General features: G+C 62.8%; 25 protein-coding genes, 2 tRNA genes and 1 pseudogene. 8 read left to right on the forward strand and 20 right to left on the reverse strand.

Going from position 1 to position 21,333, the window contains the following annotated elements; translation table 11 throughout:
• Positions 1–2 precede the first annotated feature (2 nt).
• Positions 3–203, reverse strand: a complete 201-nt coding sequence (locus QOV41_RS02270; RefSeq protein WP_284579240.1) for a twin transmembrane helix small protein — start codon at positions 201–203, stop codon at positions 3–5.
• A gap of 15 nt (positions 204–218) precedes the next feature.
• The gene (locus QOV41_RS02275; RefSeq protein ID WP_284579241.1) at positions 219–1,118 is read right to left on the reverse strand and encodes a LysR family transcriptional regulator; all 900 of its coding nucleotides are present in this window, start codon (positions 1,116–1,118) and stop codon (positions 219–221) included.
• Between the two features lie 87 nt (positions 1,119–1,205).
• Between QOV41_RS02275 and QOV41_RS02280 the strand changes: the two genes are divergently transcribed.
• The gene (locus tag QOV41_RS02280) at positions 1,206–2,150 is read left to right on the forward strand and encodes an NAD-dependent epimerase/dehydratase family protein (protein ID WP_284579242.1); all 945 of its coding nucleotides are present in this window, start codon (positions 1,206–1,208) and stop codon (positions 2,148–2,150) included.
• Here the strand turns inward: QOV41_RS02280 and gluQRS are convergent.
• The gene (gluQRS, locus tag QOV41_RS02285) at positions 2,147–2,995 is read right to left on the reverse strand and encodes a tRNA glutamyl-Q(34) synthetase GluQRS (protein ID WP_284581424.1); all 849 of its coding nucleotides are present in this window, start codon (positions 2,993–2,995) and stop codon (positions 2,147–2,149) included. The two genes, QOV41_RS02280 and gluQRS, sit on opposite strands and share 4 nt — an antisense overlap.
• Here gluQRS and QOV41_RS02290 point away from each other — a divergent pair.
• From QOV41_RS02290 to QOV41_RS02300, 3 genes are all read left to right on the forward strand, one after another.
• Positions 2,985–3,677: a DNA-3-methyladenine glycosylase family protein gene (locus QOV41_RS02290; protein WP_284579243.1), complete on the forward strand. Its 693-nt coding sequence runs from the start codon at positions 2,985–2,987 to the stop codon at positions 3,675–3,677. The two genes, gluQRS and QOV41_RS02290, sit on opposite strands and share 11 nt — an antisense overlap.
• Positions 3,674–4,333, forward strand: a complete 660-nt coding sequence (locus QOV41_RS02295; protein WP_284579244.1) for an alpha/beta hydrolase — start codon at positions 3,674–3,676, stop codon at positions 4,331–4,333. Before QOV41_RS02290 ends, QOV41_RS02295 begins: the two co-directional genes overlap by 4 nt.
• A 90-nt stretch (positions 4,334–4,423) precedes the next feature.
• Entirely contained in the window at positions 4,424–4,981 is a 558-nt protein-coding gene (locus QOV41_RS02300; protein WP_284579245.1) for an HNH endonuclease, read from the forward strand.
• Between the two features lie 9 nt (positions 4,982–4,990).
• Here the strand turns inward: QOV41_RS02300 and QOV41_RS02305 are convergent, their stop codons facing one another.
• The 4 genes from QOV41_RS02305 to QOV41_RS02320 all read right to left on the reverse strand — a co-directional run bounded on the left by QOV41_RS02305 (position 4,991) and on the right by QOV41_RS02320 (position 7,650).
• Positions 4,991–5,503: a disulfide bond formation protein B gene (locus QOV41_RS02305; protein ID WP_284579246.1), complete on the reverse strand. Its 513-nt coding sequence runs from the start codon at positions 5,501–5,503 to the stop codon at positions 4,991–4,993.
• A 70-nt stretch (positions 5,504–5,573) separates the two neighbouring features.
• The gene (locus tag QOV41_RS02310; RefSeq protein WP_284579247.1) at positions 5,574–6,428 is read right to left on the reverse strand and encodes a DUF72 domain-containing protein; all 855 of its coding nucleotides are present in this window, start codon (positions 6,426–6,428) and stop codon (positions 5,574–5,576) included.
• Between the two features lie 12 nt (positions 6,429–6,440).
• Positions 6,441–6,827: a hypothetical protein gene (locus QOV41_RS02315; RefSeq protein WP_284579248.1), complete on the reverse strand. Its 387-nt coding sequence runs from the start codon at positions 6,825–6,827 to the stop codon at positions 6,441–6,443.
• Between the two features lie 148 nt (positions 6,828–6,975).
• Positions 6,976–7,650, reverse strand: coding sequence for an outer membrane protein (locus tag QOV41_RS02320; protein WP_284579250.1), 675 nt, complete (start codon positions 7,648–7,650; stop codon positions 6,976–6,978).
• 263 nt (positions 7,651–7,913) lie between these two features.
• On the opposite strand from QOV41_RS02320, the gene QOV41_RS02325 reads away from it, so the two are divergent.
• Positions 7,914–9,149, forward strand: coding sequence for a PQQ-dependent sugar dehydrogenase (locus QOV41_RS02325; RefSeq protein WP_284579251.1), 1,236 nt, complete (start codon positions 7,914–7,916; stop codon positions 9,147–9,149).
• 56 nt (positions 9,150–9,205) lie between these two features.
• Here QOV41_RS02325 and QOV41_RS02330 read toward each other — a convergent pair.
• From QOV41_RS02330 to QOV41_RS02355, 5 genes and pseudogenes are all read right to left on the reverse strand, one after another.
• A tRNA-Leu gene (locus tag QOV41_RS02330) sits at positions 9,206–9,289 on the reverse strand.
• A gap of 80 nt (positions 9,290–9,369) precedes the next feature.
• Positions 9,370–9,978: a hypothetical protein gene (locus QOV41_RS02335; protein ID WP_284579253.1), complete on the reverse strand. Its 609-nt coding sequence runs from the start codon at positions 9,976–9,978 to the stop codon at positions 9,370–9,372.
• A 63-nt stretch (positions 9,979–10,041) separates the two neighbouring features.
• A pseudogene (gene aac(3), locus QOV41_RS19695) lies at positions 10,042–10,832 on the reverse strand (aminoglycoside 3-N-acetyltransferase).
• Positions 10,832–11,248 (reverse strand): winged helix-turn-helix transcriptional regulator, encoded by a 417-nt coding sequence (locus QOV41_RS02350; protein ID WP_284579255.1) that lies wholly within the window; start codon positions 11,246–11,248, stop codon positions 10,832–10,834. The pseudogene aac(3) and the gene QOV41_RS02350 overlap by 1 nt, the downstream one beginning before the upstream one ends.
• A gap of 56 nt (positions 11,249–11,304) precedes the next feature.
• Positions 11,305–11,883 (reverse strand): DJ-1/PfpI family protein, encoded by a 579-nt coding sequence (locus QOV41_RS02355; RefSeq protein ID WP_284579256.1) that lies wholly within the window; start codon positions 11,881–11,883, stop codon positions 11,305–11,307.
• A 157-nt stretch (positions 11,884–12,040) separates the two neighbouring features.
• Here QOV41_RS02355 and QOV41_RS02360 point away from each other — a divergent pair, with 157 nt between their 5' ends.
• Positions 12,041–13,189: a D-alanyl-D-alanine carboxypeptidase family protein gene (locus QOV41_RS02360; RefSeq protein ID WP_284579257.1), complete on the forward strand. Its 1,149-nt coding sequence runs from the start codon at positions 12,041–12,043 to the stop codon at positions 13,187–13,189.
• On the opposite strand, the gene QOV41_RS02365 is transcribed toward QOV41_RS02360, so the two are convergent.
• From QOV41_RS02365 to QOV41_RS02380, 4 genes are all read right to left on the reverse strand, one after another.
• Positions 13,186–13,419, reverse strand: coding sequence for a sulfurtransferase TusA family protein (locus tag QOV41_RS02365; protein WP_284579259.1), 234 nt, complete (start codon positions 13,417–13,419; stop codon positions 13,186–13,188). The genes QOV41_RS02360 and QOV41_RS02365 overlap by 4 nt on opposite strands.
• The gene (locus QOV41_RS02370; RefSeq protein WP_284579261.1) at positions 13,409–13,888 is read right to left on the reverse strand and encodes a CAP domain-containing protein; all 480 of its coding nucleotides are present in this window, start codon (positions 13,886–13,888) and stop codon (positions 13,409–13,411) included. Before QOV41_RS02370 ends, QOV41_RS02365 begins: the two co-directional genes overlap by 11 nt.
• A gap of 103 nt (positions 13,889–13,991) precedes the next feature.
• Positions 13,992–14,068 (reverse strand) — tRNA-Arg (locus QOV41_RS02375).
• 96 nt (positions 14,069–14,164) lie between these two features.
• Positions 14,165–14,548, reverse strand: a complete 384-nt coding sequence (locus QOV41_RS02380; RefSeq protein ID WP_284579262.1) for a septal ring lytic transglycosylase RlpA family protein — start codon at positions 14,546–14,548, stop codon at positions 14,165–14,167.
• Positions 14,549–14,852: 304 nt separating this feature from the next.
• Between QOV41_RS02380 and QOV41_RS02385 the strand changes: the two genes are divergently transcribed.
• The gene (locus QOV41_RS02385; RefSeq protein ID WP_284579263.1) at positions 14,853–15,662 is read left to right on the forward strand and encodes a thermonuclease family protein; all 810 of its coding nucleotides are present in this window, start codon (positions 14,853–14,855) and stop codon (positions 15,660–15,662) included.
• Positions 15,659–17,137, forward strand: a complete 1,479-nt coding sequence (locus QOV41_RS02390) for a M48 family metalloprotease (protein ID WP_284579264.1) — start codon at positions 15,659–15,661, stop codon at positions 17,135–17,137. The genes QOV41_RS02385 and QOV41_RS02390 overlap by 4 nt, the downstream gene beginning before the upstream one ends.
• Here QOV41_RS02390 and QOV41_RS02395 read toward each other — a convergent pair whose 3' ends face one another.
• The 4 genes from QOV41_RS02395 to QOV41_RS02410 form a co-directional block, all read right to left on the reverse strand.
• Positions 17,138–17,530 carry a (deoxy)nucleoside triphosphate pyrophosphohydrolase gene (locus QOV41_RS02395; RefSeq protein ID WP_284581428.1) on the reverse strand — a complete coding sequence of 131 codons (393 nt, stop codon included), beginning with the start codon at positions 17,528–17,530 and terminating at the stop codon, positions 17,138–17,140.
• Positions 17,531–17,541: 11 nt separating this feature from the next.
• Positions 17,542–18,282: a GNAT family N-acetyltransferase gene (locus tag QOV41_RS02400; RefSeq protein ID WP_284579265.1), complete on the reverse strand. Its 741-nt coding sequence runs from the start codon at positions 18,280–18,282 to the stop codon at positions 17,542–17,544.
• 1 nt (position 18,283) lies between these two features.
• Complete coding sequence (gene argJ / locus QOV41_RS02405) at positions 18,284–19,519, reverse strand: bifunctional glutamate N-acetyltransferase/amino-acid acetyltransferase ArgJ (RefSeq protein WP_284579266.1); 1,236 nt, start codon at positions 19,517–19,519, stop codon at positions 18,284–18,286.
• A 469-nt stretch (positions 19,520–19,988) separates the two neighbouring features.
• Entirely contained in the window at positions 19,989–20,975 is a 987-nt protein-coding gene (locus QOV41_RS02410; RefSeq protein ID WP_284579267.1) for a peptidylprolyl isomerase, read from the reverse strand.
• Between the last annotated feature and the right edge of the window lie 358 nt (positions 20,976–21,333).

Genomic DNA, 21,333 nt, shown 5'->3' on the forward strand with positions numbered 1-21,333 from the left:
GCTTAGGCTCCTGCGCCACCAAAGAAGAAGAGGGCCGCCAAGAGCAGCGCCAGCGCCACGGCCTGCCCGATCACCCGCAGACGCATCAAGCGCTGGCTGGTGTTGCCAGGCCCGCCCTTGATCATGTTCCACAGGCCCAGGCCGAGCACAACGACAACAAAAAGCAGAACGGCGGCAATGGCGAGATTGAGAAGGGTTTCCATGAGATCCTGTCGCAGCTAGCGGTGTTCACCGCCTATATACGCGGCCAGCCCCTCGGCCAGTGCATCATAGATCGCACGAATTCTGTGGGAGGTGAACAGTTCCCGGTGTGTCGTAAGCCACACGGGCAGTGGCGGGATGGAGAGATCGAGGGGCAGGACCACCATGCCAAACGTCCCGTGCACCAATGCTTCTTGGGCAAAGCCGATGCCCAAGCTTGCCTTAAGCAACTCCCAGAGGTGCGGCTGATCGTCCGAGCGGAGGACGAAATTGTCGCGGGTGAGCGGAAAGCCGATGGCGCGTGAATGCTGCACGATGAGGTCGGATCGATCAAAGCCAATGAGATCGTGCTGGTAGAGATCCTCGATCTTTTGAGGCGCGCCGCGTCGGTCGAGATAATGTTGGTGGGCGCAGGCGATGATGGCCAGCTCGCCGAGCTTGCGCGTCACCAATTCCAGTTGCGTGGGCCGGAACATGCGAATGGCGATGTCGGCTTCCCGCAGCAGCAGGTTCTCGGCGGAGTCGGAGGGTACCAGTTCCAGCGCGATAGCGGGGTAGCGCTCGCGAATGGGTCCGAGCAGGCCCGGCAGCACATAGTTGGAAATGATGGCGCTGGCAGTGATCCGGACCGTGCCGCCATATTCGGCTTGAGCGCCTTCGGCCAGGATTGCGGCTTCTGCCAGCGCAGCCTGCGCTGTGCTCACCGGCTCGAACAAGCGCAGGGCGGCGCCGTTCGGCTTGAGGCCCGATAACGTGCGCTCAAAGAGCGTCAGCCCCAGATCGGCTTCGAGGGCTTCTATATGCCGGCCGACCGTTGGCTGGCTGATGCCCAGCTCGCGGGCGGCCGCTGACAGGGAGCCATAAGCGACGACCGCCGCGAAGCTGCGCCACAACGCCCAGTCCGGCTCTCTATTCATTTTTGAATGACCGCTCTATCGAGTTGGTAGATGTTGCCACGCAACTGAATACCGCATGCTGCCCATCATCAGCAATGGAGCACAGCAATGGGCAAAGGCAAGGTCACGGTTCTCGGCATCAATGGGCATATCGGCCATCATGCGGCATCTGCCTTTCATGCCGCAGGTTTTGCCGTCACTGGATTTGGCCGCAGCAATCGACAGCCGGTTCCCGCCATTGCCTTTCGGCAAGGCGATGCCGGCAGCCTCGATGATCTGCGGACAGCTGTTGACGATGCCGACATCGTCGTCAATGCACTCAATCTGCCTTATGACCAATGGGACAAGGGGCGGGCGGAGGCGCAACTGGCGCGTGTGATCGCCGCCATGGGGACGAGCGGCAAGACGCTGATCTTTCCCGGCAACATCTACAACTATGCGGCGACAGACCGCCGGATCTCGCCCGCGACCCCGCAGCGGCCCCAAACCCCACGCGGCGCGATCCGGGTGCGGCAGGAGGACATGCTGGAGAAAGCGGCGCGAGAATGTCGCTTCCAGATCATCGTCATTCGTGCGGGTGATTTCTTTGGGCCCGAGAGCACGGGTGACTGGTTCGACCAAGCCATCTTGCTCGAGGCGCGCAAGGGCAAGGTCAACTGCATGGGCGACCCCGATGTGGGCCATGCCTGGGCCTATCTGCCCGATCTCGCGCGATCCTTTGTTGCCGTGGCGGAGCAGCGGAGCGAATTGGGGTCCTTCGAGCGCTTCCACTTCGGCGGCCATTACGTAACGCATGGACAGCTGACTGCCGCCATCCAGGCTGCCGCGCCGGGCCCCCTCAAGGAAGCGGCGTTGCCCTGGATCATCCTTCACGCCATGGGCATCACCAATGGCGTGATGCGGGAGGTGGTCAAGATGCGCTACCTCTGGAACAATCCCATGCAATTGGTTGATCCGCGGCTCGATGCGTTGCTGGGTTTTGACTTCGGCACTTCGTTCGAAGAGGCAATCGCAGCGACAGTGCGGCCCTTCTTCGACAAGGCAGCGGCCTAGAAACCGAGCTCCCGCCGCACATCGTCGGGCGTCCACCCGGAGGCCCGCAAATCGGCGAGGCTCGGAGAGCCTTTGGACTTACTGAGCTTGCGACCTTCTCCATCGAGGATCAAGCGATGGAAGTGATAGCGGGGAGAGGGCAGGCCGAGCAGCATCTGGAGCAGCACGTGGATGTCGGTGGCGGCCTCCATGTCGCGGCCGCGCGTCACATGGGTGATGGCTTGGTCGGCATCGTCGACAACCACGCTCAGATGATAGCTCGTGGGCGTGCCTTTGCGCTGCAGCACCACATCGCCCCAGCGCTCGGGCCGGGCATAGCGGATCTGCGGGCGGTCGGTGATAAGCGGGCCCACGACGGTGAAGGTCAGCATGCCGGTGCGGGCGAGGGCCTCTTCTGTATTGAGCCGGAACTGCACCGGATCGCCCCGCCCGAGGCGGTCGATCTGCTCGGTTGTACTCAAATGCTTACAAGTGCCGGGGTAGAGGGGTGCCCCATCGGGGTCGGTCTGGGTCGCCTGGGCTGCGATCTCCGCCCGCGAGCAGAAGCAGGGATAAAGCAGATCCCGATTGCGCAGCCGGTCGCCGGCTTCAACATAGAGATCGAACCGCTTCGATTGCACCAGCACCGGCTCGGGCCAGTCGAGCCCCAGCCAGTGGAGGTCCTCCATGATGGCAGCGGTAAATTCGGGTTTACAGCGCTCGACATCGACGTCTTCGATCCGCAAAAGCGCGGTGCCGCCGAGTTGGCTGGCACAGCGCCAGGTGTGGAGCGCCGAATAGGCGTGGCCCAGATGGAGCCGGCCATTGGGACTGGGTGCAAAGCGGAGCAGCGGGTTGGGCGAGATCTTGGACACGGGCGAAGTCTATCGCAGACAAGCGGCGGCGTCACCACGGCTCGACAGCGCCGAACTGGTCCAGGCCCATATCGAATGCCTCGTCCTGCTGGATCCGCGTCTTGCCCGGGTGCGCGACATTGCCGGCGCGGTGCCGCCGCGGCTGACGCCGCCGGGCTTTCCCGGCATCGTCAAGGTGATCTGCGGGCAGCAGGTGTCGGTGGCGAGCGCCGCCGCCATTTGGGGGCGCTTCGAGCAATTACCAGGCGCCCTCGACCCGGGGACCTTCCTGAGCCTCAGCGAAGAGCAGGTGCGCGGCGCTGGCTTCTCCTCAGGCAAGTTCCGGACGGCACGGGCGCTTGCTGAAGCGATGGTGGACGGGCTCCTTGATTTCGAGCACGTCGAGAGCCTGCCGGCCGAGGAGGCCATCCGCGCGCTGACCGCGCACAAGGGGATTGGCCCCTGGACCGCCGAGGTCTACCTCATGTTCTGCGCCCAGCACCCTGATGTCTTCCCGGCGGGAGACCTGGCGCTCCTCAAGGCTGTGCAGCATGGGCTCGGCCTTGACGCTCGGCCCTCGATCAAAGACATGATCGGGATCGCCAGCGCCTGGGCGCCGCATCGATCGGCTGCGGCCCTCCTGTTCTGGCGCTATTTCGCCGTGCTCCGCGACCGGGAAGGAATATTGTTGTGACCAAGCTCTCTGGGCCGATGCTGCCGCCGAAAAATGGCGGTGAGCCCCAATATGTCGTGGTGCTGCTGCATGGCTACGGCTCGGACGGCTCGGACCTGATCGCGCTGGCGCCGCATCTGCAGACCGTCCTACCCGAAGCGCTGGTGGTGTCTCCTAATGCGCCCGAGCGGTGCCGCATGCTCGCTTCGGGATACCAGTGGTTCGACATCAGCTTCGAAGGGGATCGGCTCGCCAAGCGGCAGACGGGTGTCGTGAGCACGCGGCCGGTGCTGGTGGAGTTTCTCCAGGATCTCTGGGAACAGACGGGGCTCGCCCCCGGGCAGACCATTCTAGGCGGGTTCAGCCAGGGCGCCATGATGGCATTGCATGTGGGGCTGTCGCTCGAACAGCGCCTGATGGGCATCGTCGCCATTGCGGGCGCGTTCCTGCCACCGGAGAATTTCGGCACCGCTCCCTATGCCAAGCCGCCGGTGTGCCTCGTTCATGGCGACCGGGACGATGTGGTGGATCCCGAGCATTCGGCCGATGCCGAGGTGGCGCTGCGGCTCGCCGGCTGTGATGTGAGCTATCACGTCAGCCCTGGAGTGGCGCACGGCATCGCGCCCGATGGGCTGGAGTTCGCCACCGACTTCATCCGCCGGGTGGCAGGTAAATAAAGCTTTAAATGCCCGCTTCACAGGCCTGACACAAAGGGCCTAGTATAAGAGGGCTATGGACTTACTCGATTCCCGAACCGGGAGACTCAAGTGACGATCCACGTGTCGCCTGAGGCCTGTCCCGCACTGGTGCTGAACGCCGACTTTCGGCCGCTCAGTTACTACCCACTGTCGCTCTGGTCTTGGCAGGATGCCATCAAGGCGGTGTGCCTGGAGCGCGTGAACATTGTCTCGCTCTACGACACGGTCATTCACTCTCCCAGCTTCGAGATGCGGCTGCCCAGCGTGGTGTCGCTCAAGGACTATGTGAAGCCGGCCCGGCACCCCGCCTTCACCCGCTTCAACGTCTTCCTGCGCGACCGCTTTCAGTGCCAATATTGTGGCTCTCGGGAAGATCTCACCTTTGATCACGTGATCCCGCGCTCCAAAGGCGGCCTTACCACCTGGGAAAACGTTGTCGCAGCCTGCGCACCCTGCAACCTCAAAAAGGCGAACCGGCTGCCCAGCGAGATCAAGATGTTCCCGCATCAGGCGCCGTATCACCCGACAGTTCACGATCTGCACAACAATGGCCGGGCGTTCCCGCCCAACCATCTGCACCAGAGTTGGCTCGACTATCTCTACTGGGATATCGAACTCGAACCTTGATGGTGGTCCCTAGGCGCGCCGGTGGCGCGCCTGAGCCGAGATGGAAACGGCGAGAAGGGCAGTGATCCCCAGCGAGATCAGGGCGTTGTAGCCGGCGAGCGAAATACCCAAAAAGCGGAACTGCACGACGTCGCAGCCCACCACATGGGCGTCGTTGAGATTGCCCAAGGCACTGAAGTCGAGCCCTTCGCCGACGCCCGAGCAGGCAGTCGGTCCAGGCCACCAGCCCCATTCGACGCCTGAGTGATAGACGCCCATGTAGGTGCTCCACACAAATAGCGCCGTGACGATCGCCATGGCGATATACCAAACCGCAATTGGCAGGCGGTTCCAGAGCAACAGCACGCCCGCCAGAATGGGCAGACCCCAGTAATAGGGCTGCCGTTGCTCAAGGCACAGCTCGCAGGGCGTGAGCCCGCCCAGATGCTGGGAGCCGAGTGCACCAAGAATCGTCAGGAGCCCCAGGAGGAAGGCTGCCCCTGCAGCGATCTTGTCGAGCGGCCGGGAGGTGTAACGAGCCATGAAAAAGACTTTCGCTTGACGCTGTTATTAGTGGGATGAATATCGCGCCGCTTTGGCGATTTCGAGCCTGCTACAGGGAAGTGATGGTGGGTTCATCCGCAGGCAGGGTGACGCCCGCTGCCTGGCGCAGGGCGATGGCATTGGCGGGGGCGTGCAGCTTGTCTTCGTGCACGAAATAGGCAAACACATCGCGCCCTGCCGCGGCCCAGTCGGTGACGGTCTTGCCCCAATCGGTAATGTCTTCCGGTGTGTAGCCAGTGGCGTCGGGTCGCGGCGGCCCCTGCAACCGGCAATAGGCGAAATCGGCCGTCAGTTCCCGCCCCGGCTGCTCCAGGGTGTCGGATATCACCAGGGCAATGTTTCGTGCCGCCAATTGCGCCCGCAGCTCAGGGATGGCGAAGCTGGGATGTCGCATTTCGATGGCGTGCCGGATCTCCGCCACGCCAGAGAGATCAAGAAACGGCGCCGACTTCAGCCTTTCGTCACTTTGGCGGGCCAGCGCCAGGTAGGCGTCTGGATTTGTGGGCAGCAGGTCGACAAAGGCGGAGAAGGAAGCGGGGTCGTAGGCAAGATTTGGTGGCAGCTGCCAGATGAACGGCCCGAGCTTGGGCCCCATGGCGAGTGGCCCCGAAGCGAAGAAATTTGCCAGCTCAACAGTGCAGTTCTTGAGCCGCTTGATATGGGTGACCAGTTGCGGTCCCTTAACCGAGAAGACGAACCCATCCGGCGCCTCGCCTGCCCATTTAGCGAAGCTCTCCGGTTTCTGGTTGGCCCGGAAGGTGGCATTGATCTCAATGGTGCTCAGGTGGGAGCTCGCATAGGCGAGTTCCTTTTTCTGCACGAGCCCAGTGGGGAAGAACGTGCCGCGCCAGGGCTCATAGACCCAGCCCGCCGTGCCGGTGCGGATAGTTCCTTTGGTCGCCATCAGCTTGCCCGCTCAGAAGCCATAAAGGCCAGTCAGGCTGCGCATCTGCTCAGGCATGGCCTGTTGCAGCTGGCATTGATCCTCACCTTCGATCACCTGCACAACCTGGCCCATCAGCACGAGCATGAAGTCGTTCTCGGTCTTGCCCTCGGCAAAGTCCTGCTCGAACGCATCCATGGTCATTGTGCAGCGGCCTTCCGCCTCCTGATAGGTGCGGCCATCGCCGGTCGGTTCGAAGACGAGGCAAGAGCCGCCGTCGTCGCAGATTTCGATGTCTTCGGTCTGGGGCCATGCGGTGACGGTGAAGCCCAGATCGTCATTGCGGTACATCACGCTCATGGCGTTGGCACTGGCGGTGAGTGCGAGAACTGGGGCTAGGGCAAGTAGCGTCGGCTTCACGGAAGGGCTCCCTATTGCGGAACACGTGTATGGGAGCACGCCGCGTATTGTTTGGCTAGCGGAGCCATGAGAGCGCTTCGAAAAAAGAAAAAGGCGCCGGGCTTGGCCCCGCGCCTCCGATCATTTTCGCCAATCTTTTGCGGAACGATCAGAACTTGTAGTTCAGACCAGCGCGCACGACGCCGAAGCGCTGCGACGCATTGAGGTTGCCGCCGGGCAGACCCGAATAGGTCTGGGTGCCGAGGTCGACATAGAGATATTCGGCCTTGATGCTGACATTGTCGGTTGCCTGGGCTTCAAGGCCCGCGCCGACCGTCCAGCCGGTGTGGGTGTTTGACTGCGAGGTGACGACGTTCTGGTTGTCGGTGGTGCTGACCGAGCCACGGCCGGCGGCAAAGCCACCGGTTACATAAGGCATCACCTTGCCCAGGCCCACGCCAGCGCGACCGCGAATGGTGCCGAACACATCGGTGCCGGCCTTAAGGGTGGTGCCGCCACCCAGGTCATCGGAATAGCCGATGCCGCTCCATTGCAGATCCGCCTCGGCGCCGACCACGAATCCGCCCAGATCCATGTTGTAGCCCGCCTGGGCGCCGAACACGCCGCCGCCGGTGTTGTTGTCGATGCTAGCACCGGCCGTGGTTTCGCGGTTCACGTTGCCCCAACCATAGCCTGCATTGACGCCGGCATAGAAGCCGGACCAACCGGTGACAGGGGTGGGGGAATACATGGGGCTGGTGCCGCTGTTCCAGCCCAAATCCGCTGCAAGCGCGGAGCTGGTCAGCAGCAGGGAAGCAGAAAGCCAGATGCCAAGACGCTTCATGATGATCCTCGTCGAAGTCGGGGGAGCGATTGGTCCGCAAAATGCGACGGAAAAAATTAAGAGCTCGGAAAGGAATAGGGTTAACGCCATGCAATGCGGCATGGCTGGTGTTCACAATGTCGCGGTGGCGAGAACGGCTGGAGAGTTCCTCGCTGTTTGTTGAGGTGCGGCCCGCGGAACGCGCAGGGGCGGCGGGACTTCCTTTTCGAGCGGCCCGAAAAGGGTCGATGCTCGCTATCACCTAACATTACCGGAGTTGCCCCATGAGACGCGTTTCCGCCCTGCTTGCCGGCACCATGATCACCACGGCCCTGATTTCCGCACCCGCTCTTGCTCAAGACGGCGCAGGTCAGCCCGTGCAGACTGCCGAGCCCAACGTACCCAGCCAGGAGCCAGCGTTCGAAGCGCAGACGCGCGCGCCCCAGCCGGAAGAACTGGTCGAGGTTGACAAGGAGGTGGTCGCCGATAGCCTGCCGCAGCTCTGGGCCATGGAATTCCTGCCCGATGGCCGCATGCTGGTGACCGCCAAAGAGGGCGCGCTGCACATCATCGGCGAAGACGGTGAAGCTAGTGCCCCGATCGAGAATGTTCCGGAGGTCGCAAGCTCCGGCCAGGGTGGGCTGCTCGACGTGGCGCTGGCGCCCGACTTCGAGGAGTCGAACCGCATCTTCTTCTCCTTTGCCGAGCCACGCGAGGGCGGCACTGGCACCAGCGTAGCGCGTGCCGAGTTGGTGATGAACGAATCCGGCGGCGGCAGCCTCGAAAATGTCGAGGTCATCTTCCAGCAGATGCCGACCTACGATAACGACATGCACTATGGTTCGCGGCTGGCCTTTGGTCCCGAGGGTGCGCTCTACGTGACAGTGGGCGAGCGGTTCGACGAGGAGACCCGCGTCCAGGCGCAGGAGCTCTCCAGCGGCCTGGGCAAGGTCTTCCGCATCACCGAAGACGGGGAGCCGGTCGAGGGCAATCCCTTTATCGACCAGGAGGATGCCGTTCCCGAAATCTGGAGCTATGGCCATCGCAACGTGCAATCGGCGGCCATCGGTCCGGACGGCAATCTCTGGACAGTCGAGCACGGTCCACAAGGCGGGGATGAACTCAACCAGCCGCAAGCGGGCGAGAACTATGGCTGGCCCGTGATCAGCTATGGTCAGCAATATAGTGGCCAGCCGGTCGGCTCGGGCGAAACCGCGCAGGAAGGCATGGAGCAGCCGGTTTATTACTGGGATCCGGTGATCGCCCCATCCGGCATGGCATATTATGAGGGTGATGAATTCCCCACGCTCGACAATGCCTTCCTCATCGGCGGCCTCGTCGCCCAAGCCGTAGTGGTGGTCCACATGGAGGACGGTCGCGTGGCCTTTGAGGAATGGATCCCGATGGAAGCCCGGGTGCGCGATGTCGAGGTTGGTTCGGATGGCGCGATCTATGCGGTGACCGAGAACCGCGATGCCGGCACCTCCGAAATCGTGCGTCTCACCAACGCGGCGCAATAAACAAGCGAGGGCGGAGCCAACCGGCTTCGCCCTTGTCTGTTCTTCTCGGCAGGATTTGGTGCCCCCCGCCGGACTCGAACCGGCACGCCTCGCGGCGGAGGATTTTGAGTCCTCTGCGTCTACCATTCCGCCAGAGGGGCACGGCCATGGTCTCTAGCGCAGGTCGCGATGCGCCGCAACAAGAGAGCTTGTCGCCGGTTCATGTTTGGTTGTTTTTCGTTCAGAATGGGCCCGAAGCGCTGTTGCCGTAGCGGCCTGATCCTGGCCTGCCCGGATCGGATATGGACCATCCCTCCTGCTCGTAAAGCCTTCTGCGCTCGATCAGATCGGCCTGTCCCATGCGCCCGAAGATCGCCTCGACATCCTCGACCCGATCTTCTTCGGCACGCACCGAAACCACACTGCCGCCGCGCCGCACACCTTCGGCAAAAACGTGGGCATCCTCCTCACCAACGCCTGAACCGGTTAGCGAACCGATGAGGCCGCCAGTGGCACCGCCTAGTGCCGCCCCGGCTACTGCCCCGGCAGCAGTGGAAACCAGCCAGCCAGCTGCGATCACTGGTCCTAGCCCGGGAATGGCGAGGGCTCCAAGTCCTGCCAGCAAGCCACCGGTGCCACCCAAGACGGCTCCGATCCCCGCTCCGGCGCCAGCGCCTTCGGTCGCTGCATCCTCCACATCAGGTTGGGCGACGCTTGCGTCCCCGAGTTCATCATCCAAGGTGGACACAACCAAGGAGACGCTGCCGGACGGGAAGCCCGCCGCCTCCAGTTCGCGGACGGCGCTCGCGGCCTGCTCGTAGCTATCGAAGAGGGCTGTGATCGTTCTCATGAGAAGTCTCCAGTTGGAGTTGTCATGAGGGCAAACGGGAGATAGGGCCCACCGTTCCGAGCGTCAGTCCCGACGACGCAGGTGCTGCTCCATCCAGGACACCGCAAACTCCAGCATGGCTCGGGCGTCGACCAGCACCGTGGGGGCCGAGCCGACGATGCCCATGCGTCCCTGGCCACTATCGAGGAAGGTACTCACGATTGTCGCGAAATAATCGTCAGGAACTCCGACGGGCACCTCGGAGGTGTCGAACTCTTCGAACCACCGCCAACTGACTTCCCCGTCGACCAAAATCGGGCTTTCGTAGCGGCGGATGCGCTTGTGGGGAAAGTCTGCGACATGCTCGGCATGGTGGAGCAGTGTCATGGTTTCGCGCGGCGCCCCCACCAGCATCGTCTTGCCGCCGGCCGCCACGAGCTTGCCGAAGGGGGACTGCGGACCGTAGCCGTAGTCATAGGCGTGCTCAGCGGTGAACCAGTCGGCTTGCCGCCAAGCGCAGCACAGGAGGCCCCGGGATTGCCGCTACGGCGGGCACCGGGCGTGGTGCGTACCAGTTCGGGGAAGGCGCCGTTGTCGCGGATCGATCGGGAACGGAGGGGATCGAAAGGAGGGATGTGCTCGCGCAAGCGGGGGTTCAGCAGCACTTCGTCCTCGAACTGCCAGTCGCAATAGGCGAGCAGCGTGCCTTGCTGACCGACAACATCAAGGATGGCAGCGATCAAGCTGTCGGGTCCACCGAGGATTGGGCCGACTTTGCGCAAGGCCGTGTGCGTCAGCACGGCGTCGCCGCTCGAAAGCCCCAGATCTTGCAGGTGCTCTCGGAGTTCGGCGCGGGTCCAGAGGTCAGATGGCATCAGCCACCCACATAGGCAACCTTGCGCGGCTGCGCTGCCGCGGTTGCGTTCTCGCGGGCATCGTAGATTTCCCTTGCTTCCACGATGGCCGTGTGGTTTTCGGCCGACCAGTTCCACAGGCCCTGGATGGGACGTTGTAGTGTCTTGCCCAGCTCGGTAAGGCTATATTCCACACGGGGCGGTACTTCTGGATAGATCGTGCGGGTGACAAGGCCATCGCGCTCAAGGTTGCGCAGGGTCAAGGTCAGCATCCGTTGCGAGACCCCATTGATCATACGCTTGAGCTCATTGAAGCGGAGCGTGCCATTACGGCCGAGCATCCCGACAACCATCACGCTCCATTTGTCGCCGATCCGGTTGAGCACGTCGCTCATGGCATTGCAGTTGTCCGATCGCGATGTGTCCTGAAGTGACATCCTTGGTCCTTTGGAGATAACTCAGGCACAAACATAGTCTGAGTTCTCTTCTGTGCCTAGGCGGGTGATCTGACTTGATGCTCGGCGGCATGGAGCGCGAGATAGAAATCCAGCTCATCATTGCGCAGAGCCAAGCTCTCCATCACGGCGCCCATGAAGCTAACCGGGGCGGTGCCGGGTGCCGTGATAATCTTGCCCGAGGCGACCGCCAGAGGTTGGTCCTGGTAATGGGCAGCACCCAAATAGCCCGTCGGCTTGAGAGTGTCCGGGCTATTCGAGGTGTGCGGAATGGCATCGAGCAAGCCGGCCTTTGCCAGTGCCAGTGTCGCATCGCAAATGGCGGCAATCGTGACCCCAGCATCGCTTGCAGCATGGAGCAAAGCCGTGAGGTCGGGTGCTTCCGGGCTCGCCCAGATGGTGCCGCCATTGAGTATAAGTGCATTGATCTCTGCAGGCTCGATCGCCTCGACAGGAAGATCCGGAGTGACGAGAAGCCCGCCTGCCGAGCGTACAGGTTTGCCCTCCGGCGAGGCGAAGAGCGTGGTGATTCCATAGTACTGGCGCGCCGCTGCATTCAGCAAAGCGGTTTCCCAGTCCGCATAGCCTTCGGTCAGAATGGTGATGATGGTGGTCATTCGTTGCTCCTATGTAGGAGCAAGACGGTGCAACAAGCGGGCGACGAACGGTGTCAGGAGCTTCACATGGGCGTCAGCTGGGGGAGCCTTCCTTGAGGTCGGGGGAAGCGGCTGGTAAGAGGCCCCAGATCGCTTTGCTCCGGAGTTCTAACGTCTCGTGCTGTTTGCCCAACGTCTTGTGTCCGCTCTTGTCTGCGTGCTGCTGGTCATCGCTCCGGTTCGGGCCAATCCGACGCTGCTGGTGGATGCACAAACGCTGGACGTGCTCTATGCCGAGGATGCCGGCCAGCCCTGGCATCCAGCGTCCCTCACCAAGATGATGACGGCCTATGTGGCCTTCGAGGCAATTGCCAAGGGGACAGTCACGCTCGACACACCCGTGGTTTTGTCGCGCAACGCGATCAATCAGGCACCGTCCAAGTCGGGACTGCCGGTCGGCAGTGCCCTGACGCTCAAGGATGCGCTTTATCTGCTGTTAGTGAAGTCGGCGAACGACATTGCGGTTGGCATTGCCGAAACAATTGGAGGTAGCGAGGACGCCTTCGTTGCCGAGATGAACGAGGTGGCGCAGCGCATTGGGCTGACCGCTACTCACTTTGCCAATCCCCACGGTTTGCATGACCCCGCACAGGTGACCTCGGCGCGCGACCTCGCCATCCTGACCCTCTATATCCAGCAGAACTACCCGCAATACCTGCCCATCTTTGGCACCGATGCCGTTCGCCTCGACGATGTCCGCTTGGAATCGCAGAACGAGTTGCTGACCAAGTTTGCCGGCACCACCGGTATGAAGACCGGCTATGTCTGTGCTTCCGGGCTCAACATGGTTGCCACAGTGCAGCGGAACGGTCGCAATCTCATTGCGGTCGTCTTGGGAGGATCGTCGTCACGCGAGCGCAATGAGCGCGCTGCTGAGCTATTGTTGAAAGGTTTATCCGGGGCAGCCTCCCCCACGGGGCAGAATGTGCAGATGCTTGCGAACGCCCCGGGAGCAGCTCCGGTTGATATGCGCCCCAAGGTGTGTGGGGCGGAAGCAGCCGCTTACAAGGAAGCGCGAGAAGCCGCATTCCCAATGGGCCTGGAGGGGCAACCGAGCTATCTTAACGATGTGGTGGAGGGTTCGAGCTATGTCGCCACGAACCTGGGTCGCCTCGCCTTTGGCGTGTCCCTTCCTAGGCCGCGTCCGCCGCACATGCCCATCTATGCGCCACCGGAGGTGGAGATAGCTTTGGAAGGCGAGCTGCGAGGCGGAGTGGCTGGTGGGCCGGTCATCCCCTATCCACGCCCCAGGCCGGACAACCGCTAGGCTGATCCTGCAACGATGGTAAAGCGGAGACCAGCTTCGGTCTCCGCGAGTTCGCAGCCATGCGCGTGCTGCCGGCAATAGAGGGGAATGTCGATCCTCGCCATGGGATCGGTGGCGAGCACCGTAAGTACGCTACCGGCTGGCAGTTTCTGAATGCGCTTTTCGAGCTTGAGGACGGGCAGGGGACATTTGAGCCCCCTTGCGTCGATGACCTCAGGACTAATTGTCAAGCACGAGCACCCAATAGACGCCATAGCTGGAGGCCGGGTTGTAGGCGACGGCTATGCCCGCCTTGGTGGCGTTCGCACGCAGTCCCGCAGCATCGGCGGGGTTGTTCCGCCACCCAGAGAAGGTGTCGGCAAAATTGTCGTAGCCTGCCGAGAGCTTCATGCCCACCAACTCCTGCGGAGTTTTGGGAGGAATATCGGTCTGCGCGTATTGACTGGCCAGGGCCTGTGCAGTGCCATCGAGACCAGCATCGGCGGCAAGCGCCGGAAGTCCATTGGTGGCTCGGTAGGCGTTGATGATGCCGAGAGCCTGGGCGCGATCGAGGGTTGCGCCGGGCTGGTCCATACGCGCGGTCAGACCCGGGGCAAGCCCCATGACAGGAGCGGGGCCGCCCATGCTGCAGGCCGAAACAGCAGCCGCGGCCAGTAAAGCGGCGAGCGGTAGGAATGGACGAGCGAAGGTAAGGGGCATGGCTTTAAGTCCTGACAGATGAGTTGCCGTCGCGCCTAAGGGGCGCCCGTGGCTAAATCGTGATTTGAGGAAAACCTGTCAGAACATCCCTAACAGAGCGTGATGGTGATCCCGGCGGGATTCGAACCCACGACCCCAAGATTAGGAATCTTGTGCTCTATCCTGCTGAGCTACGGGACCACGGCGTTGGTGATAGCAAATGGAGGGGGGCAGGAAAACCCCAAAGAGCGGGAGGCAGCGCTGCGCAGCCACGGAGCGACTGCGCCAGCTACCAAGTTAGGCCAGGACCTCGACGGACACCGAGGCCGTACCGCTTGCAATCATGCCTATGGCGTTGGCCGCACCCTTAGAGAGGTCGATGATACGCTTGCCGGCGTAAGGACCGCGATCATTGATGCGAACCACGACGGACTTGCCGTTGTTCTTATTGGTGACGCGCACCTTGGTGCCAAACTTGAGCGTCTTGTGCGCTGCCGTCATGCCGTTCATGTCGTAGCGCTCGCCATTGGCAGTAAGCCGGCCATGGAAGCCGGGACCATACCAGGAGGCAACGCCAGCCAGCGCGGAGGTAGCCTTCACCTCATGTGCTGAAACGAGAGTGGGAGCAGAGAAGGACAGCGAAAGGGCGGCGGCGACGAGGAGCTTGGAGAAAGTCTGCATCTGTGGGGAACCAGAACCGTATTTGAGTGTTGATGTCGGTTGCGGTTTATAGCTGCGGATGTGGCAGCCATCCGGAGCGGAGACGGCGCTCAGGAGGTAATGTGCGGGCAGGCTGCCGCATTTGCCGGGTTTTTGGCCGTTCATAAGACAAGACTTTGACCGTCTAGTGCATTGCAGCAACAACCCGCGAGACAATCGCCAGTCCGTCCCGTTGGCATAGCTCCCCCGTTCAGAATTCATGCGCAGGTAATCCTTTCTTGCTGTATTCGGCGTTACGGTGAACGAAAGCTTGCCGAGGTCAGCCTTGCTCAGAACCAGCCTTGTCCAACTCGCGGCACTTGCTGCCTTGTCGAGCGTTGCCGCAGCGGCTGCGGCCTGTGAGCAGTTGCGCATGGAGCCGGGCGGAATTGTCGTTGAGGTCACCGATGGCGACACGGTGGTTCTGAACAACGGACGAGTGGTCCGCATGATTGGCACTCAAGCGCCCAAACTGCCGCTTGGACGAGATGGCTTCGACACCTGGCCGCTGGCGCCGGAAGCCAAACAGGCGCTGGAGGCGATGGTGCTCAACAAGTCGGTGCGGCTGGGCTATGGCGGCGAGAAGATCGATCGTTATGAGCGCCACCTTGCCCATGTCTTTGTTGACGGGGTGGATGGCGAGGTCTGGGCGCAGCAAGCGATGGTGGCGCAGGGTCTGGCGCGGGTTTATTCCTTTCCGGACAATCGCGCCTGTCTCGATCTCTTATTCGCAGCCGAGGGACGGGCGCGCCTAAGTAGGCTTGGCATCTGGAGCGATCCCTATTACAGCGTCCGTCAAGCGGGCGAGCCGCGTAAGCTGCTCGACAGGGCCGGACATTACGAGCTGGTCGAAGGGCGCATCTTGCTGGCCGACCGGAATAGCGGGCGGGTCTACCTCAATTTCGGCCGGTTCTGGAAAGAAGACTTCACTGCGGTGATCGAATCGCCGGCGCTTCGGATCTTCGAAGCCTCGGGTGTTGATCCAGTGGCCCTCGAAGGGGCGCTCGTGCGGATACGAGGGTGGGTGGACGACCGGGATGGTCCACGCATCGAGGTGACACATCCCGAGCAGATCGAGGTTCTCGCTACACCATGACGGTTCGTGGACGCATCGCCAAGGGGTTGCGCAATGGCATGCTGGCAGTGTCGCTGCTGGCACTCTCCGCCTGCACGACATTCACCAGCTCCAACATTGCAGTGAGCCGAACCGGCGACAATCCGGCCCCGACCGTGGTGCCGGAAGGTACCGATCCCGAAGATGTGGTGATCGGCCGGCGGGAGCATCCGCGCATTATTGCGGCTTATGGGGGGGTCTATTCCGACCGGCAGGCCGAGATCATGGTTGCCCGCATTGTGGGCCGCCTGCTCGCGGCGGCCAACCAGCCCAATGCGCAGTTCCAGGTGACAATTCTCGACAGCTCTGAAGTGAACGCCTTCGCGCTGCCCGGTGGGTATATCTATGTGACGCGCGGCATTCTTGCCCTGGCATCGGACACCAGCGAATTGGCGGCGGTGTTGGCGCACGAGATCGCCCACGTAACCCTGCGCCATGCCCGCGCCCGGACCGATCGCACGCGCACCACCGCGATTGTCGACCGGGTGATTACGGGCGTCTTTGGCGGTGACATCTCGACCGACGCCAGCGCTGACCGGACGCGCCAATCCATGGCGGCGTTCGGTCAGGCGCAGGAACTCGAGGCCGACCAGGAGGGGATCAAATTCGCCGGAAAAGCTGGCTACGACGCGCAGGCTGCTGCCCGGTTCCTTGGAGTGATGAGCCGGTTCGCCAGCTTCTCGGCCGGGACCGAGAGCGGCGATGAGGGGTTCCTGTCCTCGCATCCCTCCACACCAGCGCGTATTCAAAAGGCACTCGACACCGCCCGCACCATGTTCGGCCAGGCTGCCGGCGAAAGCGATCGTGACGGCTATCTCGAGGCGATTGCCGGACTGACCTTCGGGGACAGCCCCGCGCAAGGCACCATCGTCGGGCGGCAGTTCCTCCATCCGGGCTCCAAGTTCACCTTTACCGTGCCCCAGGGCTACGAGCTGCAAAATTCGCAGACTGCGGTGGTAGGGGTCGCCGGGGATGGCGAAGCGGTGCGTTTCGACAGCGCCGAAGTGCAGGTCAATGTTCCGTTGGCGGACTATCTGAAGTCCGGCTGGATTGCGGGCCTCAAGGCTGACAGCGTCACCTCCGGCATGATCAACGGGATGGAAGTGGCGAGCGGCCTTGCCCAGACCGACCAATGGTTCTTCCGCGTCTCGGTAGTGCGGCTCGATGGGCAGGTCTATCGCTTCATCTTTGCAGCCAAGTCCGACAGTCCTCGATTTGCACAAGGGGCGCAGGAGACACTGACGAGTTTCCGCCGCACCACGCCCAATGACCTCGCCGGTATCCGCCGGGCCGTCATTCGCATCGTCACGGCCAAGCCGGGGGATACTGCGGACGGTCTGGCGCGGCAGATGAGCGGCCTCAGCCGCGGCTCCGAGCTCTTCTACATCATCAATGACCTTTATCCCGGTGACCCGATCAGGCCAGGCGCCACATACAAGGTCGTGGTGCTGCAATAGCTAGAGCAGGTCGCACAAGGCGGCGATCAGCGGCTCGTCTGCCGGAGGCATCGGGTAGTCGCGTAGTTTCTGCGGCCGCACCCATTTGAGCGCCGAGTGCTCCCGGGCAACGGGGGTGCCCTGCCACTTGCGGCAGACATAGAGCGGCATCAGCAGGTGAAAGCCCTCATAGGCATGGCTGGCAAAGGTGAGCGGAGCCAGGCAAGCCGATTTCGTCGAGACGCCGAGCTCTTCCTCAAGTTCGCGGATCAGGGCGGCTTCGGGCGATTCATTGGGTTCAACCTTGCCGCCCGGAAACTCCCACAGTCCCGCCAGCGACTTGCCTTCAGGACGTTGTGCGATCAGCACGCGCCGGTCTGCATCGACCAGCGCACAGGCCACGACAAACAGCATCTTGAGTTCGGTCACCGACGTACCCTGTAGTGATAATCATAGCAGCGTTGGTAGCCCAGGCTATGGTAGAGCGCCTGCCCTGCCGCGTTGTCGGCCTGGACGTTGAGGGCCGCCATCACGGCGCCCTGCGCTTTGGCCCAGGTGAGACCGGTCCGCATCATGGCGGCACCAAGCCCCTGGCGGCGGCGCGTCGGGTCGGTGATAACATTGCCGGTGATGACGATGCCATCGGCGATGGCCATCAGACCCGACGCAACCGCAACGCCATCGCGTTCGATGACGATGCCTGCGGCCGGAACGGCCATCACAGCAAGTAGCGCTCGCATCTGCGCCATGACTTGGTCGGAGTGGCCTTGCAGCGCCTGCTGCGCCGCGAGGAAGGCTGGATCCGTCGTGGTGAAAGTCCGCCCTTCTGGATCAGGCTCCTGGGTGGCAAGGGGCATGGCGAAGAGGCAGCTGGGGTCGATCGTCGCCCAGCCGGTGCCGTCGAGTGCCGTGTTGAGTGCGGCGCTCGCGAGGGGTGTGGTCCGCACGACGGGAGGAAGCCCCCTGCGCTCGAACCACGCAGCAGCTGCGCTCAGGCGGGTTACCGCGTCCGCCTCGTCGGCGGGGTCGAAGCATTGGAGCGAGTTGGCGCGCTTGGTGTAGCCACCGGCGGCCCGCCGCACCCAGGAGCCATCCCACTCGACTTCGATTCCGGGCCAGCACAGGAGCCCCGCGCGCTCGATGCGCTCGACTTGCGACAGGTCCACGTCAGCTCCGGTAATCGCCATTGATGGTGATGTAGCCGTGGGTGAGATCGCAGGTATAGACGGTGGCTTTGCCGTCGCCGAGACCAAGTTGAACGGTCAGCTCCAGTTCCTGGCCTTTCATATAGGCGCTGGTGGCCGCTTCATCGTAGCTGGGAGCGCGTTCGCCGTCCTTGGCCAGCAGGAGATCGCCGAAGCGGATAGAGAGCTTGTCGCGGTCGGCAGGTTCGCCCGCCTTGCCCACGGCCATGACGACGCGGCCCCAATTGGCATCCTCGCCGGCAATGGCGGTCTTGACCAGCGGGGAATCCGCAATGGCCTTGGCGATGCGGAAGGCGCTTTCATCAGACACGGCGCCCTCGACGTGGACGGACACCTGCTTGGTGGCGCCTTCGCCGTCGCGCACGACCTGGATGGCAAGATCAAAAAGCACGTCGCGGAGCGCTTCGCCAAAGATCTCGGCGCGCGGGTCGTCTAGGCTATCCAGAGGCTCGACTTCCGCCTTGCCGGTGGCAAAGGCGAGAAGGGTATCGGAGGTCGAGGTGTCACTGTCGACACTGACGGCATTGAAGGTGGTCTGCACGTGGCGGGCGAGCAGCGCCTGCAGCACGGGCGCGGCGACTGGCATGTCGGTGACAACAAAGCTCAGCATGGTCGCCATGTCCGGCGCGATCATGCCGCTGCCCTTGGCGATGCCATTGATCCGCACCTCGGTGCCGTCGATGTCGAGCACGGCGCCGGCGAGCTTGGGGAAGGTATCGGTGGTCATGATCGCCTTGGCGGGCTCCGTCCAGGGCGTGTCGCTGAGGCGCGCCGCCATGGTATCGAGCACACCGGCGAACTTGCTGGCGTCGAGCGGTTCACCGATGACGCCGGTGGAGGCGAGGAAGATTTCCTCGGTGGCGCAGCCCAGCGCCTTGGCGGCGTAGTCAGCCGTCATCTGCACGCTCTGGCGCCCTTTGGTGCCGGTGAACGCGTTGGCATTGCCCGAATTGACGACGAGCCCCCGCGCCTTGCCGCCGGGCAAATTGGTGCGGCACCAGTCGACAGCGGCGGACGAGCATTTGGAGCGCGTCAACACGCCCGAAGCGGTGGTGCCCTCGTCGAAGGCCATCAGCAGGACGTCGGTGCGGTTCTTGTATTTGATGCCCGCTTCGGCCGTCGCGAAGCGCACGCCTGCAATTGGAGGAAGGTCCGGATAGAATTTGGGAGCAAGGGGCGAAACGGGGTGGGCAGCCATAACGAAAACCTCTTGGGCAAGTCGTGCTTGGGTGTGCCCGAAAGCTGGGAAGCGTGCAAGGCATGCCGAGGCGCCCGCGCGAGCGGTTTGCGGTGAGCGGCAATGGCGAGACCTCGGTCTCGAATGATTTGTAAGTAGTGAAACCAAGGTCTCGCCACTGCGCCAGGGCTTTTCGCAGGTCCATCACGCTGTGTCCCAAACACAGCTGCTGACAAGCCTGCGCAATGAAGGCGACCCTTCATTCCCGGCTGTCCCCGCGCTCATCACTCGTCATGATCGCGCTCTGGCGCAGGGATGGGTGAAGTATGGCAGAGCTTTAGGTCGCGGGGAGAAGATGGATAAGCGGGATTAGTGGTGCGGAGACCCCCCACCTGGCCTCCCCCTCGGTGGAGAAGGGACGGGCTCCACTCAGCTCGATGAGTGCGGAAAAGTGCTCTGGGGGCTTGCCGCCCCCGGAGCTGATTAGGTTTTATTGAGCTATGTCCGGTGCGGCGCCGGTGGCGTCGGCGGGCGCGGCTTCGGCGGCGGGCTCGGTCTGAGCGTCTACAGCTGCGGCCAGTTCGGGGTCAGGGATTTCGACCTGGGCCTCGGACATCAGGCGCTCGACGGTGTCGTCGAAGGTCTCCATCAGCAATTGCTGCTGCAACTGGGGGGCCACCTGTTCGAAAGCCGGGGCGCTGGACTGGCGGGTCTCTTCCAGGCGAATGATGTGCCAACCGAACTGTGACTGCACCGGATCGGAGACCTGGCCGGTTTCGCTCAATGCAAAAGCGGCTTCCTCGAAGGGTGCCACCATCATGCCGCGGCTGAAGAAGCCAAGATCGCCGCCATTGGCCGCACCGGGATCGATCGAATGCTCCTGGGCCAGGGCTGCGAAGTCGGCGCCGCCTTCGAGTTCGGCCTTGAGAGTCTGAGCCTGTTCTTCGGTCTCGACCAGAATGTGGCTGGCGCGGACTTCCTGCTCGGGCTCGAAGGCTGTGACGAACTCGTCATAGCGGGCGCGCACGGCTTCTTCGGTGATGTTGTTGGCAATCGCCTCGGCAAAATAGGCGCGCCGTAGGGCCCGTTCTTCAAGATATTGCAGGCGCTGCTGAAACAGCGGGGTATCGGCCATGCCGGCGGTGCGGCCTGCTTCGGCCATCACCTTCATGTCGATCAGTACGCGCAGGAGAAAGGGACGGCGCTGGTCTGGCGGCATCTGCTGGAGTTCGGCCGCGAGATCTTCGGCGGCAAAGGAAAGATCGGCTTCGGTGATCGGCTGACCATCGACGGTGGCCACCACTGTCTCAGGGGAGACCTGCTCGGCAGGAGCGGCGGGAGCAGCAGTCTCAGCCGTAGCGGGTGCATCAGCGGCGGGCGCTGCATCCTGCGCCAGGGCGGGCGCAACGGCGTTGGCAGCCATGATAAGGGCCAGCACACTCGCGGTTTGCGCCAGGCGCAGCGGGGAAAATGTCATGGATCAAACTCTCCTTGGCCGGTTTGGCTTGGCCGCCGGCATGTTGTTGACCGGCAGGTTGATGCCGCCTTGTGGTTCGACGCCTCCCCTCCCACGGCAACGGGGCCAAAATGTGCCACGCCAGCTTTCGTGAGCTGGCAGGCGGCCGAAATACCCGCTTTGTAGCGGCTTTCAGGCGAGGCCCAGTTGGTGTCGCCCATTTCGGCGACGTTGACAAGACAAGGGGGCGCTCTTACATCAGAACCGCCTTTCCGCGACCTGCGGAAATACCGAAATCCAAGGCTTTACGGCTTTCTCATCGCACCGAGCCGCCCCGTCTCCCTGACTGAGGGCCCGCCCCGATGAGCAGAAAAAGGAT

Source organism: Devosia sp. RR2S18 (assembly GCF_030177755.1).
Classification (GTDB): Bacteria; Pseudomonadota; Alphaproteobacteria; order Rhizobiales; family Devosiaceae; genus Devosia; species Devosia rhizosphaerae.